Raw genomic sequence first — 17,047 nt, 5'->3', positions numbered from 1 at the left:
CGTCGACGACATTCCCGGTACGCGCATGCGCGTATCGCCCCTGCCTCCCCGATCCGCGACGTTGTCATCGCCGAACCCAGGGCGGGCGTCGGCGGACGAGGGGGGAACGCGCGTGAAACGGATACGTCAACGGCTGCGGCCGTTCCTGGCGGCGGCGCTGGCCATGGTGGTCGGCGCCGCCGCCACCACCGCGCTGCCGGCCACGCCGGCCGCGGCGAGCTACGGCTCGACGGTGACGGTGACCGTCGACGAGATGCACACCACCGAGTGCCTGGACCGGGTCTGGCTGGTCGTGTGCGACACCCCGGAACTCTTCGGCGTCGCGATCATCACCCAGGACGACGGCCAGCAGCTGCGGTGCGAGATGGCGCTGCCGGCGGCCGGCGGGACGGACATCGTCACCCCGAGCACGGTCTGCGCCGGGCGCTCGGTGACCGGCAACTTCCGGGTCAACTTCGAGCTGTGGGAGGACGACTCCACCGAGGGAGGCAGCCGGGACCAGGCCGACCTCAACGCCGGTACGGCCAAGGACTGGGCGACGACGAACCTGCTCGGCGGCCGGTCCGGCACGTCCCGGTGGACCACCAGCGGCGGCCCCTCCCGGGCGATCTTCACGGTGTCGGTGTCACCCCGGCCCACCGCCATCGCCATCTCGTCGCCGCCGCCCGGCGGCACACCCCGCGAGTTCGACCCGCGACTGGGCGAGATCCTGACCGTGAGCGGCACCCTGTCGGTGCCCTCCGCGCTGCGGTTCACCGTCACCGCGCAGGCGACCGGGGCGTCGTTCGTGCTGTTCGAGGCGCCGTTCTACGGCAGCGTCTTCAACGTCACCTGGGACGGTCGCTGGTCCGACGGGTCGTACGCGGCGGTCGGCGGATACACGATCACCGTCGCCGACCCCGTCGACGGCGCGTCGGCGCGCACCACCCAGGCGCGGGTGATCCAGCGGGTGGGCCTGGCCTTCACCGGCATGACCAGCCAGCCGGCCACGAACTGGCAGTACCGCAGCGGCCCGATCGTGGTCGGTGCGGTCGCCTCGGCGGCCGGGACGTTCCGGATGCGGGTGCTGCGCGGCGCCACCGAGGTGTACCGCACCGCCGACCAGCGCCGCGCCGCCGGCCCGCTCTCGTTCTCCTGGAACGGCCGGCACGCCGACGGCTCCTGGGCCACCCCCGGCAGCTACACGTTCACGCTGGAGGGCACCGCCGACGACGGCCGCGCGTTCCCGGCCACCTCGCGGGTCGTGCCGGTCAGCGACCCGCCGCCGGGCCTGGAGGTGTACGCGCTGGCCGAGCCGGGCGTACCGGCGGTCAACCCGCAGGCCGTGCCGGGCACGTCGATCCGGGCCAAGGTGGTCGCCGCCGACCACACCGCGCGACCGGCGGCCCGGATCACCGTCGAGATGAGCCCGGCCGGCTGGATCGGGCGTCCGGTCACCCTGGCGCCCCGGGTGGTCAAGACCTGCGTGCAGGCGACCGAGTGCCAGGCGGTGATCCCGTCGGACATCCTCGCCGGGGAGGCGGTCGCGTACCGCGTCACCGCCAGCGAGGCGGACGGGGTGCCGGAGATGCGCACCGCGACCGCGGACTGGCGGATCACCGACCTGAACCCGCCGGACCCGTCGCAGGGCCCCGAGGTCACCCTGGTGCCGCTGTGGCGGGCCAGCGTGCCGGCGGTGGTGGGCGCGGACGGGCGGGTGAACACCCGGCCGCTCAACCAGACCATCGACGTGGCGTACGCGCCCGGCACCGGCTACGACACGTCCACCCTGGACGGCGCGCGGCAGTTCGGCAACGCCGTCGACGACAACGCGTGGCAGCTGCTGGGGATCCGCTCGCGGGTGTTCCCCAGCTCGATCGGCACGCACTGGTCCCAGGTGGGCATCTGGGTGCAGAACGTGCCGGTCGAGGTGACGGTCAGCCCGGACGGCGACGCGCTGTGCCGGCGCGGGCCGTTCAGCCCGGTCAGTTTCGCCGAGACCAACGGCGTGCTGCACACCGTCAACTGCCGGGACAACGCCTCCGGCGCGGTGTTCAGCGCCGACTCGCCGATCGTGGGCTGGCACGAACTGCACCACAGCGCCTACCACGAGGGCGACGAGTACTGCTGCGACGGCGGCTACTCCTACGGCGACGGGCGCAACACCTACCCCTCGCTGTCGGCCTGCCAGCGCGGCGGGTCGGACGCACGCACCTGCAACGAGATCACCGACGGGGTGAGCCCGACCGGTTGGTGGCGCAGCGACGGGCCGATGGCCGACGTCATGATCGACAACTCGGTCGAGCGGGCCGACGACATCCGGGCCGCCGAGGCGACCTTCGCACGATGCGGGAGAGGGCAATGCTGAACCGACGGATCCGGATGCTCCTCGCGGCGGCGCTCACGGTGCCGTTCCTGGGCGCCGCCGCGGTGGCCACCCGGACCGGGACCACCGCGGCCGGCGCGGCGCCGGTGGTGCCGGCGCCGACCGTCGACCCGGCGAACCCGACCACCGGCACCCACCTGCGGCTCGGGCTACGCGTGTCGGCGCGCGCCGCCACGCCGAACCTGCTGGAGATCGACAGCGGGTTCGCCTCGTCGTTGCGCGGCACGGGCGGGCCGTTCCAGCTCGTGGTCCGGGACTCCGGCGGGGCCGTGCTGGACACGCTGTGGCTGGACGACCCGCTGGCCACGCGGGTCTACGGCAACAAGGAGAAGGCCCACGACACCCCCCGGGCCAAGGAGGCGGACGTGGTGGTGGACCTGCCGGTCACCGACACCGCGTTCGTGGTGGACGTGGTGCTGGCCGACCGGCGGATCGGTCAGGTCGAGGTGGCCTCGCTGATCCAGGCCTGCCGCAACGCGCCGCTGCCCTGCGCCACCATCTAGGCGCGCGGGCCGGGCACCTCCAGGATGCCGAGCGCCACCGCCCGCATGACGGTGGCGACCGGCCCGGAGGTGCCCAGCTTGCGGTGCACGTTCTCCAGGTGCTTGCGCACGGTGCCGGCGGCCAGGCCGAGACGGCGCGCGGTGGCCGGCACGGTCAGGCCGTCGGCGATGCCGCGCAGCACCTCGACCTCCCGCCCGGTCAGGCCGGCGCCGCCGGGCGGCACCGGCCCGCCGGGCAGCCGCACGCACCGGTGCACGGCGATCAGCGCCGGCTGCAACCGGGCGAGCAGGTCCATCTCACGCGCGTCGAAGACCCGGTCCCGGTTGAACTGGTACCAGCTCAACACCGGCGTCGGGCCGACCACCAGGGCGACCGTGTGCGCGCCGATGCCCCGCGGCGCCAACACCTCGCGGTAGAGCGCGTGCCGCCGCCACTGCCGCTCCGACAGCACGTCGGTGACCTGGAGCGGCCCCGCCGGGTACGGGTGCGACCGGCGTACGGTCGGCGCGAACAGCGGATGGTCGGTGAGCTGGTGGTGCATCCGCCGCACCAGCGTGCGGTCGACCGGCCGGTCCGCGGCGAGGTCGGGCAGGCGCAGCGTGGCCAGGTCCAGTTCCGCGTAGGTGGACAGCTCGCTGCGCAGGCGGTGGGCCAGGGCGGCGAGCACGGTGTCGACGAGCGCGCGCCCCCGCAGCGCGCCGATCCCGGTCGCCACCTCGCGGACCCACGCCCGGTCCGCGGCGGTGGTGGAAAGCGTCACGAGCGGACCATAGGAGCCGGCGCACGCGCGGCCGGTCGGCAAGTGGACACTGATCACCTTCCAACACCGCCCGGTCTCGACCGCGGTTCGAGGCCGCCCCGAACCGCACCGGAGATCGTCGAGCCACCGACAGACAGGGGTGGCAGATGGTCAGGTTCGGCTACAAGGCCTCCGCCGAGCAGTTCGGCCCGCGGCAGCTGCTGGAGTACGCGGTGCGGGCCGAGGAGCACGGGTTCGACTCGGTCTTCGTCAGCGACCACCTCCAGCCGTGGCGGCACGACGGCGGTCACGCCCCGGCCGCGCTGCCCTGGCTGGGGGCGCTGGTCGCCCGTACCCGGCGGATCGTCGTGGGCACCAGCGTGCTCACGCCGACGTTCCGCTACCACCCGGCGGTGGTCGCGCAGGCCTTCGCCACCCTCGGCTGCCTGGCGCCCGGGCGGGTGGTGCTCGGCGTCGGGTCCGGCGAGTCGCTCAACGAGGCGCCGCTGGGCGCCCCGTGGCCGCCGCCGGCGCAGCGACTGGCCCGGCTGACCGAGGCGGTCGAGCTGATCCGCCGGCTGTGGCGCGAGGACCGGGTCGACTTCGCCGGCCGGTTCTACCGCACCGACCGGGCCACCGTCTACGACCGGCCGGAGCAGCCGGTGCCGCTCTACGTCGCCGGCGGCGGCCCGGTGGCGGCCCGGCTCGCCGGGCGGCTCGGCGACGGCTTCATCTGCACCAGCGGCAAGGGCCGGGACCTGTACGCCGACCGGCTGCTCCCGGCGGTGGCCGAGGGCGCCACCGGCGCCGGGCGGGACCCCGACGCGCTCGACCTCACCATCGAGGTGAAGGTCTCCTTCGACACCGATCCGGACCGCGCGCTGCGGGACACCGCCCACTGGGCGGCGCTGGCGCTGACGCCGGAGGAGAAGACCGGGGTGGACGACCCGATCGAGATGCAGCGCCGCTCCGACGCGCTGCCGTTGGCCCGGGCGGCCAGCCGCTGGATCGTCTCCGCCGACCCGGCCGAGCACGCGGCCCGCGTGCAGGAGTACCTCGACCTGGGCTTCCGGCACCTGGTGTTCCACGCCCCCGGCCCGGACCAGGCCCAGTTCCTCAGTCTCTACAGCACCAAGGTCCTGCCGCTGCTCGCCGACCCGGACCCGCGGTGACGCCGCCGGAGTGGACGGTGCTGGTGCCGGTGAAGCGGCTCGACCGGGCGAAGAGCCGGTTGGCCCTGCCGGTCGGGCTGCGCCGCGCGGTCGCCGAGGCGATGCTGGTCGACGTGCTCGCCACCGCCGCTGCGGTGGCGCGGGTGTGCCTGGTCAGCGGCGAGCCGGTGGCCCGAGGTTGGGGCGTACCCGTGCTGCCGGACCCCGGTGGCGGGCTGTCCGCGGCGGTCCGGGCGGCCGCGGCGCGCATCGCCGGGCCGGTGGCGGTGCTCTCCGGGGACCTGCCGGCCGCCCGGCCGGCGGAGCTGGCGGACGCGCTGGCCGCCGCGTCGGCGCACGAGGCGGCGGTGCTGGCCGACGCCCCCGGCACGGGCACCACGCTGCTCACCGCGCGCAGCGGCCGACGACTGCGGCCGGCGTACGGGCCGGGCTCGCGGGCCCGGCACGCGACGGCCGGGACGGCCGACCTGACCGGGTCGCTGTCGGTGCCCGGCCTGCGTCGCGACGTCGACACGGTGGCCGACCTGCGCGACGCCCTGCGGCTGGGCCTCGGCCCGGCGTCGGCGGGGGTGCTGGCCGCCGCCGGGCACGCGCCGACCGGCCACCCCTGGCTGCCCTGGTGACTCCGGGCCGCGGGACCGCCGGGCGGGCACCGGCGGTCCCGCGCCGGCTCAGTCCCGGTACGCGGTCAGGCGCCGCACGTCCAGCCGCACGCCCTGGCCCCAGATCCGGTCGGCGAACAACGCCAGCCCGACCGTGAGCTGCCGGGGCGCGGCCGACTCGGCCGGCCGGCCGTTGTCCCGCAGCGCGTACCCCGGGTCGAGGACGCGGTGCCCGATCCGGTCGACGGTGAGCACCTCGTCGTCGCCGACGTACCAGTGCGCGGTGCGCCGGTCCGCGTCGTAGCGCAGGGCCAGCTCGTGGACGTCCGCCGGCTCGCGGTCGCGGACCGGCACCGCGAACGAGAACCCGCCGTAGGTGTGCGGCGGGAACGCCAGCCGCTCGTAGACGGCGAAGACGCACCGGTCGGTGACGATGAAGTCGAACACCATGCCGGTCTCCCGGTCCATGCAGATCAGCGCCGACGCGCCCAGCCGCAGGTCCCGGTGCGGGTCGGCGACGGCGTCGCCGTACGGGTGGCGGTCCAGACCGTACGCCCGCACGGCCAGCTCCGCGCGCAGCGTGAAGCCGCCGGCCGGCACCGCGAAGCCGGGCAGGCCCGCCGGGGTGTCCCGGTTGGCCATCAACGCCCAGCGCAGGTGGTCGGTCTCCGACAGCGGCTGCGGCGGCTCGGCGAACGCCGGCTCGCCGGTGCCCGGGTCGGTCCCGGTCGGCACCACGGTCAGGCCGCCCTTCCCGGTGACCGGCGTCCCGTCCCCGGCGGGGAAGCCGGGCACCGGTCGCAGCCGCCACCGCGAGGTGGGCCCACCGACCGAGAGCGGGCCGGTGAAGTCGTCGTGCAGCACCTCCTCCCCGCTGGAGTGCGGACGGGTCGTGGTCTCGGACTCGGCGCTCATCGCCACCTCCACTGTCGGGTCAGCCGTTGCGCGGCACACCGGCCGCCGGCGGGGCGCTGTGGGTGCTGCTCGGCGCCCAGCCGGTGCGCGACAGCCAGCCGGCGAGGGTGAGCAGCTCGGGGTTCTGCCGGCGCAGGGCCGGGATGTCGGCGTGGTAGCCGATCCGGTTCAGCCAGCCGTAGGCGGTGGCCTGCCACTCGCTCTGCCGGCGCAGCTCCGCCATCGGCACCGGCTCGTAGCGGGTGGGCAGGCTGGTGTGCCGGGCGAACGTGGCGGCGATCTGCTCGCCGGTCAGCTCGTCCCCGGCGAGTTCGATCCGGGCGCCGATGGTCGCCGGATCGTCGAAGGCCGCGGCGGCGAAGAAGCCGATGTCACCGGAGGCGATCATCTGCAACGGGGTGTCCGGCGCCAGGCCCCGCCGGTAGACCAGCTCGTCGCCCTCCCGCAGCGGCGGGTACTGCGCGAAGTTGTCCATGAAGTAGGTGGGGCGCAGGAACGTCGCCGGCAGGTCATGCTTGCGGATGCGGTCCTCGATGCGCAGTTTCGCCTCCCGCCAGAACACCCCCTCGGGGCGCTCCGCGCCCCCCACCGAGCTGTGCACGTAGTGCGCCACGCCCACCTCGCCGGCGACGTCGGCCACGGTCAGGCCGTGCCGTTCCTCGGCGGGCACGCCGCCCGGCCCGAGCGGGGTCTGCACGCTGAACACGCCGTACGCCCCGGTCATCGCGGCGCGTACCGACGCGGCGTCGTCGAGGTCGCCGACGACCAGGGTGGCGCCCCGCGCCGCCAGGTCCCGCGCCGCCGGGCGCTGCGGGTCCCGGACGAAGGCGCGCACCGCCCAGCCCCGCCGCAGCAGGTGCCGCGCGGTTCCGCCGCCCTGCTTCCCGGTCGCCCCGAACACCAGCACCCACCGGTCTGCCCGTGCTGTCACGGCCACCTCCTCGCCCTCGCGGCCACGGCGGGCGGCGTCCGGCCGTCCGCGTCCTGCCGACGAAGGCTCACCGGCGGGGATAGAGCCGGCGTCGAGAGCCGGTCGAGGCCACGGGTTCGAGTCGCCCTCGACCCGGCCTCCAGTCCGGGGCGAGCCGGGGCCCCGACGATCGGGCCGCCGGGTGTGCCGCACACCCGGCGGGCCGCGCGCGGCGCGGGCCGGACGCCGACGAGGGGCAGGATGACGTGATCTTCACCGAGGACGAGCTGGAGTACCTGAGGTCGCAGCGGCTCGGCCGGCTGGCCACCGCGCAGCCCAACGGCACGCTCCAGAACAACCCGGTCGTCTACTGGTACAACGCCGAGCTGGACTGCATCGACATCGGCGGCCGGGCGATGGCCACCACGCAGAAGTTCCGCAACGTCGCGGCCAACGGCAAGGCGTCGTTCGTCATCGACGACGTGGTCTCCCGCCGTCCGTGGCGGGTGCGGGGCATCGAGATCCGCGGGCTCGCCGAAGCGCTGGTCGACCAGCCGGTCCCGCCGGAGCTGGAGTTCCTCAGCCCCGAGCTGATCCGCATCCACCCCCGGCGGCTGTTCACCTGGGGCCTGGACCCGAACCACCTGGCGATGGTGCGGCGCACCGTCACCCCGGCCACCACCGCCGGCTGACCGTCCACCGGCCATCCCCTGACACGCCGTGCCACGGCGTGCCGACGCCAGAAGGAGACAGATCGTGACGGACAACCTCCGCCGGCTCGTGGACGCGGGCCTGAGCGTGTGGCGGGACGATCCGGCGGCGGTCGCCGCCGACCCGCCGGCCGGAACCGGGCTGGTCCTCGGCGCCGACGCGGTCCGGGCCGCGCTCGCCGGCCCGGCCGCCACCGAGGGCGACGACGGGGACGACGCGGTGCGGCGGATCACCGCCTCGGTGGCGCGCCGGGCCGCCGACGCGTTGCTGCCCGCGTACCACGCCGCCGGCGGACGCGACGGCCTGGTCAGCGTGGAGGTCGACCCGCGGCTGGCCGACGACGTCGACGGCGCGGTCACCGAGGCCCGCCGGGTCGTCGACCTGGCCGACCGGCCGAACGTGGTGGTCCGGGTGTTCGCCGCCGAGGCGGCCCGGGAGCTGCTGGCCGGTGGGATCGGCGTCGAGGTGGCGCTGGTCTCCGCGCCGGAGCTGATGCGCGCGGCGCTGGACACCGTCCGCGAGGGGCTGGACGCGGCCGAGGGCTTCCCGCCGGCGCTGGTGTCGGTGCCGGTGGCCGACGTGGACACCGAGGTCGACAAGCGGCTGTGGGCGATCGGCACCGACGACTCGGCCCGGCTGCGCGGCACGGCCGCCCTGGCCACCGCGCGGATGACGTACGCGGCCTACGAGAACGCGCTGCGCGCGCCGGCCTGGGGCCGGCTGACCGCATCGGGCGCGCCGAAGCCCCGGCTGGTGTGGACCGCCACCCAGGTCCGCGACCCCTACTACCTGGAGACCCGCTACGTCGACGAGCTGGTCGTCTCCGGCGCGGCCGCCGTGCTCTCCCCGGCCACCTGGCGGGCCGTCGTCGAGTACGGCGAGCCGCGCGGCGACACGGTGCACGGCACGTACGAGGAGGCCCGGCAGGCGCTGGACCGGCTCACCGACATCGGCGTGGACCTGCCCGACGTGCACCGGGTGATCCGGGCGCGGTCGGTGGCCCGCTCGGTGGCCGCCTGGCAGCGGGTCCGCGACGCGGTGGCCGCCACGCGCCGGCAGCCGGTGGGCTGAGCCGGACCGGTCGGCACGGCCCCCGGACGCCTCGGCGTCCGGGGGCCGTTCGCGCGTCGCCTAGTCGACGACGAGTGCCACCTTGCCGCGCACGTGGCCGGTCTCGACCAGGCGGTGCGCCTCCGCCGCCCGGCTCAGCGGCACGGTCTCGGCCACCTCCACCACGAGCTTGCCCTCGGACCAGAGCCGGGTGAGGTCGTCGAGCTTCTGCGCCGAGCGTTCGGTGCCGATGCGCCGGATGCCGAGCTGCGCGGACCGGGCCCAGTCGGCGATGGTGACGATCCGCTCGGTGCTGCCCAGCAGCTCCAGCGAGACGTCCAACGCCTCGCCGCCGATCGCGTCGAGGGCGCAGGTGATCCCCTGCGGCACGGCCGCGCGCACCCGGTCGGCCAGGCCCGGTCCGTAGGTCACCGGGACCGCGCCGAGTGAACGCAGGTAGTCGTGGTTGCGCTCGCTGGCGGTGCCGACGACCTGGGCGCCGCGCGCCTTGGCCAATTGGACCGCGAACGAGCCGACCCCGCCGGCGGCGGCGTGGACCAGCAGCGTGTCCTGCGCGCCGACGCGCAGCTCGTCCAGGGCGGTGTACGCGGTCTGCCCGGACGCGGTCAGCACGCCCGCCTCGGCCCACGGCATCTTCGCCGGCTTGTGGCCCACCTGCTCGGCGGGGACCACCACGGTGTCGGCGTAGCCCTGCATGTCGAGGTAGGCGATGACCTCGTCGCCGTCGGCGAACCCGGTCACGCCGTCGCCGACCTGGTCGACGATGCCGGCCACCTCGTTGCCGAGCCGCACCGGAAAGGTCAGCGGGTTGTACGCGGCGAAGTCACCCCGCCGCGTGGCACAGTCGAACGGCTGGACCCCGGCCGCCTTGACCCGGATCCGCACCTGGCCGGCGCCGGCCTCCGGGTCGGGCACGTCGACGAGGTGCAGCACCTCGGGCCCGCCGTACTCGTTGAACACCACGATCTTGGCCATTGTCATCCTTCCGCCGGCGCGGGTCGCCGGTGTCTAGTGTGGAGGTTGTCGGCTCGTCGGCGCGCCCGGTCAGGTCGCGGCCGTCGGTTGCGGGGGCGCGGCGGCGGCGCGCTCGCCGGTCCCGCCGCCGGGCTGCCAGCGGCGGGCGAACGGCGGCAGCAGCATGGTCAGCAGGAACGCCGCCACCAGCAACGCCGCGGAGACGCCGATGGTGCGGACCAGCGTGCCGGAGAAGCCGGCCCGGCCGGCGTCGCGGGCGGCGGCCTCCACCGCCTCGCCGACCGCGCGCGGGTCGGCGCTGGCCGCCGCGACCCGCGTGGTGCTCTCGCCCAGGCGGGCGCAGGCGGCCGGCACCCGGGCCGGGTCGCTCGCCTGGGCACCGGCCCGACCGCAGGCGCGCACGTCGGCCACCAGCCGGTCCTGGTCGGACGCGGCCACGCCGACCGCGCCGAGCCGGGCCCGCAGGTCGGCCGCGCCGGTGTCGACCGCGCCGGAGACCTGCCCGACGAGCACGCCGAAGAACACCGTGCCCAGCACCGCGGCGCCGAGCGCGCCGCCGAACTGCTGGATCGCGGTCATCGTGCCGGAGGCGGAGCCGTATTCCTGTGGGCGCACGCCGGCGAGCACGATGTCGAAGAACGGGGACAGGAACAGGCCCAGGCCGGACCCGTAGACCAGCAGCGGCCCGGCGAGGTGCCAGGGCGAGACGCCGGCGCCGTCGGCCCGCAGCACCAGCGCCACCGCGGCGAGGCCGACCAGCATCAGCAGGATGCCGAGTTGCAGGGAGCGGCGACCCAGCCGGGCGGAGAGCCCGGCGCCGGCGAACGCGAAGCCGACCATGCTGCCGAGCGCCTGCGGCAGCACGGTCAGGCCCGCCCTGAGCGGGGAGTAGCCGAGCCCGACCTGGAGGAACACGGCGAGCACCAGGCCGAACCCGACCATCGAGGTGAAGATGGCCAGCCCGGTGGCGAGGCCGCCGGTGAAGGCCCGGTTGCGGAACAGGGTCGGCACGATCAGCGGGTCGCCGCCACGGCGGTGCACCCGCGTCTCGATCCGGGCGAACACCACGAAGAGCACCAGGGACAGCGCGATCATGGCGAACGCCCAGGCCGGCCAGCCCAGTTCCCGCCCCTGCACCACCGGGTAGACCAGCAGCAGCGCGGCCACGGCGGCGAGCAGCGCGCCGGGCACGTCCAGCCGCCGCGCGCCGCTGGTCTGGCCGCCGGGCAGGTAGCGGGCGCCGGCGACCACGGCGAACAGCCCCAGCGGCAGGTTGATCAGGAAGATCATCCGCCAGCCGGTGCCCCACACGTCGGCGCTCACCAGGGCGCCGGCGAGCACCGGGCCGGCCACCGAGGCCAGCCCCATCGCCGGGCCGAACACCCCGAAGGCCTTGCCCAGCTCCTGCGCCGGGAACATCGCCCGGATCACGCCCAGGCCCTGGGGCAGCATCACGGCGCCGAACAGGCCCTGCACCACCCGCGCGCCGACCAGCGTGCCGGGGGACGTCGCGACCGCGCAGAGCAGCGAGGCCACGGTGAACCCGGCCGCGCCGACCAGGAAGACCCGCTTGCGGCCGTAGAGGTCGCCGAGCCGGCCACCGGTGATCAGGCCGGCGGCGAGGGCCAGGGTGTAGCCGGCGCCGAGCCACTGGATCAGCGCCGGCCCGCCGCCCAGCTCCGCCCGGATGGACGGCGCCGCGATGTTGGTGACCAGGGTGTCGAGCAGGTCCATGATCGAGGCCAGCAGTACGACGGCGAAGGCGGGCCAGCGCCACCGGTAGGCTCCGCCGGCCACCGTCGACGCGGGCGCGAGGGCCACGTTGTCGGTCATGTCGTCCCGTTCGTCGGAGCGCCCCGGCGGGTGCTGAAACGCCCACCGGGAGGCAGTAGCGAAAAAGTTCGAAAGTCGATACCTTCTAAGTCCGAAGTATTCGGGGTTCGGAGTGACCATGTCAAGGAGAACGCGGGACGAGGTGGTCTACGCGTTGATGCGGACCTGGCGGGCGTCCCGCCTGCAGACCGATCTGCTGGACGACGCCGCCTTCCACAAGATCGGCATCAACCGCACCGACGGGCGGTGCCTCGACGCCCTGAGCGAGGGGCCGATGCCGGCCAGCGTCCTGGCCCAGGCCTGCGGCATCAGCCCCAACGCGCTGACCACCGTCGTCGACCGGCTCGCCGAGCGCGGGCTGGTCGAGCGGGTGAAGGACCCGGCCGACCGGCGTCGGGTGCTGGTCCGGCTCACCCCGCTGGCCGACCACGTCAGCCAGCAGCTCTACGGGCCGGTGGTGGCGTGGTCGCTGCGCAACTTCGAGAAGTACTCCACCGAGGAACTCGCACTCATCGAGGGCTTCATCGACGCCGGCCGGCGGTTCCAGGCCGAGCACATGAGGTACATCGCCGCGCTGGACCTGTCCTGGGAGGTCCCGGACAGCCCGGCCGGCGGAACCCCCGAGCCGGGCTGAGAGACCGGCCCGGCCACCGACAAGCAGAGGGAGCAGAGCATGAGCAGCGCCATCGGAGAGGCCCGCCCCGCCCTGGGACGCCGGGCCACCCGGGCCGTGGTCGTCGTGGCGGCGGTGGTCGCCGCGGTCGTGGTGTTCGCCGTCGCCGACGCCGTGGCCGGCGAGATCCGCGTGCCGCAGCGGCCCGCCTCGTCCGAGACCGAACCGCTGACCCTCAGCGCGGTCACCTTCGCCGCCGCGCTGGCCTGCCTGGCCGGCTGGGCGCTGCTGGCCGTGCTGGAACGCTTCACCGCCCCGGCCCGGGCCCGGGCGGTGTGGACCGGCGTCGCCCTGGTCGTGTTCCTGCTCAGCCTGCCCTACCTGCCGGGCTTCCGGCTGGCCGACCGGGTGGCGGTCGCGCTCGTGCACGCCGCGCTGGCCGCCGTGCTCATCCCGGGGCTGCGCCGCACCGGCCGGGCCGCCTGAGCGGCCGGGCGAGGAGAGGAGGAACGCCGTGCTGGTGGAGGTCTGGGCCGACATCATGTGCCCCTGGTGCTGGATCGGGAAGCGGAGGTTGGCACGCGCGTTGGCCGACCACGGCGACCCGGACACCCGGATCACCTGGCGGGCCTTCGAACTGCGGCCGGGCCACCGGCGTACCCCCGACCTCACGCTGGGCGAGGTGATGGTGCGCTGGCGCGGCCGCACGGAGGCGGAGGTGACCAAGCTCTTCGGCTGGATCCGCACGCTCGGTGCGCAGGAAGGGCTGGAGCTGAACCTCGCCACCACCCGCCCGGTCAGCTCCTTCGACGCCCACCGGCTGTGCCACCTGGCCGACGCCGCCGGGTCGCGCGACGAGATGACCGAGCGGCTGTTCCGGGCCCACCTGACCGAGAACGTCAACGTGGCCGACCACGACGTGCTGGTCGGCCTCGCCACCGAGGTCGGCCTGGACCCGGCGGAGACCCGGCGGGTGCTCGACGGCGACCGGTACGCGGCGCAGGTCCGCGCCGAGGCCGGCGCGCCCGGCGTCACCGGTGTGCCGACCGTGGTGGTCGACCGACGGGAGCGGGCCACCGGCGCGTTGTCCGTGGACGACTACCGGGCCCTGCTCGCCCGGGCCGCCACGCCCAGCCGGCCGTGACGGCGGCGCCGGCCCGGACGTGGTCCGGGCCGGCGCCGCGCGGGCGCGGGGGCCGCTCACCCGTCCAGTGGGGACAGGGCGATCAGCGGCTCGTCGTACTCCACCGGGGCGCCGTCGGCGCGCAACACCTCGGTGACGGTGCCGTGCGCGTCGGCGTGCACCGGGATCATCAGCTTCATCGCCTCGACGATGCCCACCTGCTGGCCCGGTTGGACGATGTCCCCCTCGGTGACGAACGGCTTCGCCCCCGGCTCCGGCGACCGGTAGAAGACCCCCACCGTCGGCGCGCGCACCACGTGCCGGGCGGGGTCACCCTCGGCCGCGGTGACCGGCGCGGCCACGCCCACCGGCTCGGCGGCCGGCGCCACCGCCACCGGCGCGCCGACCGTCGCCCACTCCGCCTCCAGGGTCAGCGCGCCGGCCCGGATCCGCAGCGCCGTCGGCGGCCGGGGCAGGTCGGCGAGCAGTCGCAGGGTGCTGCGCCGGACGGCGTCCAGGGCGGCGGTCAGATCCGGCTCCCGGTCGGTGCCGTCGTCGTTCTCTGGGCTCATGCCAACCTCTTCCGGTCCGTCGCTCAGTAGTTGCCCAGACCGCCGCAGACGTTCAGCGCCTGCGCGGTCACCGCCGCCGCGTCGTCGTGCACCAGGTACGCGACCATCGCGGCGACCTCGTCGGGCCGGACGTAGCGGCCGATGGGCACCCGGGTGGTGATCCGGTCGAACGTCTCCTCCTCGGAGACCCCCCAGATGTCGGCGTAGTGCGCGCGCACGCGCTGCGCCATCGGCGTCTCCACGAACCCGGGGCAGACCGCGTTCACCGTGACGCCGGTGCGCGCCAGCTCCAGCCCGAGCGCCTTGGTGAAGCCGACCACGCCGTGCTTGGAGGCCGAGTACGGCGCGGCGTGCACCACGCCCTGCTTGCCCCCGGTCGACGCGATGTTGATCACGCGCCCCCGTCCCCGCGCCAGCATGCCGCCGGTGGTCAGCGCCGCCTTGGTCATCAGGAAGACGCTGTTCAGGTTGGTGTTGATCACGTCCAGCCACAGCTCGTCGTCGATCTCGGCCGTCGCGCCGCCGCCGCTGCGCCCGGCGTTGTTCACCAGGACGTCCAGCGGGCCGTACCGGGCCACCGCGGCGGCCACGAACCGGCGCACGTCGGCCGGCACCGACACGTCGCACGCCTCGCCGTCGGCGTCGAATCCCTCCTCGACGAGGCTCTTGACCGTCGCGGCCAACTCCTCGTCGTGACGGGAGCAGACGAAGACGCGGTGCCCGTCCCGGGCCAACCGCCGGGTGACGGACAGCCCGATGCCACTGGTCGCCCCGGTCACGACTGCGACCGGCTGGGTTCTCTCCACGGTCCCTCCACGGGCCACTCGGTTCGGCGGATGACCGTCCGACCTTCGCGCGGCGGCCTCGAGCCGGCGTCGAACCGGCCTGGAACGCCCGGTCGCTGGCCGCGTTCTCGAGGACGGTTCGAGCCGGGCCGGGCACCGTGGGGCCGTGGTCGGCCGGGCCACGGCGGCGACCCGCCGCCGCCCCCTCTCGATGGGACGAGGAGCACGATGATCGGTACGCAGAGCCTCACCGACCTGTACGTCGAGGTCCAGCACTTCCACGCCCGCCAGATGCAGCTGCTCGACGGCGGCGACTTCCCCGCGTACGCGGCGACGTTCACCGAGGACGGCGAGTTCACCCACACCCCGCAGCAGCCGCCGGCCCTCGGCCGGGACGGCATCGTCGCCGAGCTGAACCGGTTCCACCAGCGCTTCGCCGAGGACCCGGTGATCCGGCGGCACTGGTTCAACCAGCTCTGGCTGGAGCCGCGGGAGGACGGGTCGGTCCAGGCGACCTACTACGCCCTGGTGGTCACCACCCGGCCCGAGCGGAACGTGACGATCGCGCCGAGCTGCGTGGTGCGTGACGTGCTGGTGCGCGACGGCGAGGGCAACCTGCTCGTCCGCTCCCGCACCGTGGACCACGACCGGCTGGCCTGAACCGGGCCGGGCCCCGGGGCGACGCGTGGTCGCCCCGGGGCCGTCGGTCACCGGTCCGCCGCCACCGCCTCGGCGCCGAGGAGCCGGTCCACCAGAGCGGTGTCGTGCTCGGCGGCCCGGAACAGCGGATGGTCGACCACCCGGCGCAGGAAGTCCCGCGTGGTGGCGATCCGGGGCCCGGTCACCCGGGTCTCGTCGAGGGCCCGCAGCATCCGGGCGATGGCCGCGTCCCGGTCGGGCGCCCACACGACCAGCTTCGCCAGCAGCGAGTCGTAGTTCGGCGGGACCCGGTAGCCAGGGTGGGCGTGCGTGTCGACGCGCACGAACGGGCCGGACGGGGCGACGAACTCCTCGATCACCCCGGGGGTGGGGGCGAAGTCCCGCTCCGGGTCCTCGGCGTTGAGCCGGCACTCGACGGACACCCCGCGGGGACGGATGTCGTCCTGGGTCAACCCGAGCCGCTCCCCCGCCGCCACCCGCAACTGCTGCTGCACCAGATCCACCCCGGTGACCATCTCGGTCACCGGGTGTTCCACCTGGATGCGGCAGTTGACCTCCATGAAGTGGAACCCGCCGTCGGGGTCGACGAGGAACTCGAAGGTGCCCGCCCCGACGTAGCCGACCGCCCGCGCGCCGGCCACCGCCGATGCGCCCATCCGCTCGGCCAGCCCCGCCGGCAGGCCCGGCGACGGCGTCTCCTCGACCAGCTTCTGGTGGCGGCGTTGCACGCTGCAGTCCCGCTCGCCGAGGTGGATCGCGTTGCCGTACGCGTCGCAGAGGACCTGGATCTCGACGTGCCGGGCGGAGCGCAGGTAGCGCTCGACGTAGACCCGGCCGTCGCCGAAGAGCATCTGCGCGGTGGCGCTGGTCCGCCGGTGCACCTCGGGGAAGTCGGCCGAACGGGTCACCACCTGCATGCCCCGCCCGCCGCCGCCGGCCACCGCCTTGACGATCACCGGGTAGCCGATCCGGTCGGCCAGCGCGTGCGCCTCCTCCGGGCCGAGCGGGTCGAGGCTGCCCGGGAGCAGCGGCAGGCCCGCCGCCTTCATGATCGCCCGGGCCGAGCCCTTGTCACCGAGCTTCGCCATCACCTCCGGCGGCGGACCGACCAGCACGATCCCCTCGGCCGCGCAGGCCTCGGCGAAGTCCGGGTCCTCGGAGAGGAAGCCGTACCCGGGGTGGACGGCCTCCGCCCCGCAGCGCCGGGCCGCCTCCAGCACGGCCGCGGCGCACAGGTAGCTCTGCCGGGGCGGCGGCGGTCCGATGTGCACCGCCTCGTCGGCGAACCGGACCACGGCCGAGTCCCGGTCCGCGGTGGAGTGCACGGCGACCGTGCGGATGCCCAGCTCCCGGCAGGCGCGGGCGACCCGGAGGGCGATCTCGCCCCGGTTGGCGATCAGGACGGTACGGAACACGGCTCTCCCTCGTGCGCTCCACGCCGCCCGGTCGGGCGGCGACGGTGCCGACGGGCCCGGGTCGGGTCGGTCGGCGGCGATC

General features: G+C 75.2%; 18 protein-coding genes. 10 read left to right on the top strand and 8 right to left on the bottom strand.

All coding sequences use genetic code 11. The features are described 5' to 3' along the window. The first annotated feature begins 112 nt into the window (after nucleotides 1-112). Together GA0070622_RS15630 and GA0070622_RS15625 are read left to right on the top strand one after the other, a co-directional pair. Nucleotides 113-2,347: a flagellar hook assembly protein FlgD gene (locus GA0070622_RS15630; RefSeq protein ID WP_091573970.1), complete on the top strand. Its 2,235-nt coding sequence runs from the start codon at nucleotides 113-115 to the stop codon at nucleotides 2,345-2,347. After that, entirely contained in the window at nucleotides 2,341-2,868 is a 528-nt protein-coding gene (locus GA0070622_RS15625; RefSeq protein ID WP_091573969.1) for a hypothetical protein, read from the top strand. Before GA0070622_RS15630 ends, GA0070622_RS15625 begins: the two co-directional genes overlap by 7 nt. Here GA0070622_RS15625 and GA0070622_RS15620 read toward each other — a convergent pair. Next, complete coding sequence (locus GA0070622_RS15620) at nucleotides 2,865-3,629, bottom strand: helix-turn-helix transcriptional regulator (RefSeq protein ID WP_091573968.1); 765 nt, start codon at nucleotides 3,627-3,629, stop codon at nucleotides 2,865-2,867. The genes GA0070622_RS15625 and GA0070622_RS15620 overlap by 4 nt on opposite strands. 146 nt (nucleotides 3,630-3,775) lie before the next feature. Between GA0070622_RS15620 and fgd the strand changes: the two genes are divergently transcribed. Together fgd and cofC are read left to right on the top strand one after the other, a co-directional pair. Beyond that, nucleotides 3,776-4,780, top strand: coding sequence for a glucose-6-phosphate dehydrogenase (coenzyme-F420) (gene fgd, locus GA0070622_RS15615; RefSeq protein WP_091573967.1), 1,005 nt, complete (start codon nucleotides 3,776-3,778; stop codon nucleotides 4,778-4,780). Next, nucleotides 4,777-5,403, top strand: a complete 627-nt coding sequence (cofC, locus tag GA0070622_RS15610) for a 2-phospho-L-lactate guanylyltransferase (RefSeq protein WP_091573966.1) — start codon at nucleotides 4,777-4,779, stop codon at nucleotides 5,401-5,403. Before fgd ends, cofC begins: the two co-directional genes overlap by 4 nt. A 48-nt stretch (nucleotides 5,404-5,451) precedes the next feature. Here cofC and GA0070622_RS15605 read toward each other — a convergent pair whose 3' ends face one another. Then, the gene (locus GA0070622_RS15605; protein ID WP_141684583.1) at nucleotides 5,452-6,297 is read right to left on the bottom strand and encodes a DUF6081 family protein; all 846 of its coding nucleotides are present in this window, start codon (nucleotides 6,295-6,297) and stop codon (nucleotides 5,452-5,454) included. Nucleotides 6,298-6,316: 19 nt separating this feature from the next. Continuing rightward, nucleotides 6,317-7,228, bottom strand: coding sequence for an NmrA/HSCARG family protein (locus GA0070622_RS15600; protein ID WP_245666326.1), 912 nt, complete (start codon nucleotides 7,226-7,228; stop codon nucleotides 6,317-6,319). 245 nt (nucleotides 7,229-7,473) lie between these two features. On the opposite strand from GA0070622_RS15600, the gene GA0070622_RS15595 reads away from it, so the two are divergent. After that, nucleotides 7,474-7,899: a PPOX class F420-dependent oxidoreductase gene (locus GA0070622_RS15595; protein WP_091573963.1), complete on the top strand. Its 426-nt coding sequence runs from the start codon at nucleotides 7,474-7,476 to the stop codon at nucleotides 7,897-7,899. A gap of 64 nt (nucleotides 7,900-7,963) precedes the next feature. Then, entirely contained in the window at nucleotides 7,964-8,989 is a 1,026-nt protein-coding gene (locus GA0070622_RS15590) for a transaldolase family protein (RefSeq protein ID WP_176558772.1), read from the top strand. Between the two features lie 60 nt (nucleotides 8,990-9,049). Here the strand turns inward: GA0070622_RS15590 and GA0070622_RS15585 are convergent, their stop codons facing one another. Both GA0070622_RS15585 and GA0070622_RS15580 read right to left on the bottom strand, forming a co-directional pair. Next, the gene (locus GA0070622_RS15585) at nucleotides 9,050-9,964 is read right to left on the bottom strand and encodes an NADP-dependent oxidoreductase (protein WP_091573961.1); all 915 of its coding nucleotides are present in this window, start codon (nucleotides 9,962-9,964) and stop codon (nucleotides 9,050-9,052) included. Nucleotides 9,965-10,033: 69 nt separating this feature from the next. Next, nucleotides 10,034-11,797, bottom strand: a complete 1,764-nt coding sequence (locus tag GA0070622_RS15580; RefSeq protein ID WP_091573960.1) for an MFS transporter — start codon at nucleotides 11,795-11,797, stop codon at nucleotides 10,034-10,036. A gap of 118 nt (nucleotides 11,798-11,915) precedes the next feature. On the opposite strand from GA0070622_RS15580, the gene GA0070622_RS15575 reads away from it, so the two are divergent. From GA0070622_RS15575 to GA0070622_RS15565, 3 genes are read left to right on the top strand one after another with little or no spacing between them, the layout of a single operon-like run. Further along, a complete protein-coding gene (locus GA0070622_RS15575) occupies nucleotides 11,916-12,431 on the top strand; it encodes a MarR family winged helix-turn-helix transcriptional regulator (RefSeq protein WP_141561870.1) in 516 nt (171 codons plus the stop codon). A gap of 39 nt (nucleotides 12,432-12,470) precedes the next feature. After that, nucleotides 12,471-12,896, top strand: coding sequence for a DUF6069 family protein (locus GA0070622_RS33125; protein WP_245666324.1), 426 nt, complete (start codon nucleotides 12,471-12,473; stop codon nucleotides 12,894-12,896). A 28-nt stretch (nucleotides 12,897-12,924) separates the two neighbouring features. Next, nucleotides 12,925-13,554 (top strand): DsbA family oxidoreductase, encoded by a 630-nt coding sequence (locus tag GA0070622_RS15565; RefSeq protein ID WP_091573958.1) that lies wholly within the window; start codon nucleotides 12,925-12,927, stop codon nucleotides 13,552-13,554. 56 nt (nucleotides 13,555-13,610) lie between these two features. Here the strand turns inward: GA0070622_RS15565 and GA0070622_RS15560 are convergent, their stop codons facing one another. Then, nucleotides 13,611-14,105, bottom strand: a complete 495-nt coding sequence (locus GA0070622_RS15560; RefSeq protein WP_091573957.1) for an acetyl-CoA carboxylase biotin carboxyl carrier protein — start codon at nucleotides 14,103-14,105, stop codon at nucleotides 13,611-13,613. A 23-nt stretch (nucleotides 14,106-14,128) separates the two neighbouring features. Further along, nucleotides 14,129-14,911 carry a 3-oxoacyl-ACP reductase FabG gene (gene fabG, locus GA0070622_RS15555; protein ID WP_091573956.1) on the bottom strand — a complete coding sequence of 261 codons (783 nt, stop codon included), beginning with the start codon at nucleotides 14,909-14,911 and terminating at the stop codon, nucleotides 14,129-14,131. A gap of 207 nt (nucleotides 14,912-15,118) precedes the next feature. On the opposite strand from fabG, the gene GA0070622_RS15550 reads away from it, so the two are divergent. Then, on the top strand, nucleotides 15,119-15,550 hold the full coding sequence (locus GA0070622_RS15550; protein WP_091573955.1) for a nuclear transport factor 2 family protein: 432 nt from the start codon (nucleotides 15,119-15,121) through the stop codon (nucleotides 15,548-15,550). Nucleotides 15,551-15,597: 47 nt separating this feature from the next. Here the strand turns inward: GA0070622_RS15550 and GA0070622_RS15545 are convergent, their stop codons facing one another. Then, nucleotides 15,598-16,965, bottom strand: a complete 1,368-nt coding sequence (locus tag GA0070622_RS15545) for an acetyl-CoA carboxylase biotin carboxylase subunit (protein ID WP_091573954.1) — start codon at nucleotides 16,963-16,965, stop codon at nucleotides 15,598-15,600. Between the last annotated feature and the right edge of the window lie 82 nt (nucleotides 16,966-17,047).

The organism is Micromonospora sediminicola (genome assembly GCF_900089585.1).
GTDB lineage: Bacteria > Actinomycetota > Actinomycetes > Mycobacteriales > Micromonosporaceae > Micromonospora > Micromonospora sediminicola.
This window is presented reverse-complemented; position numbering and strand designations above follow the sequence as displayed.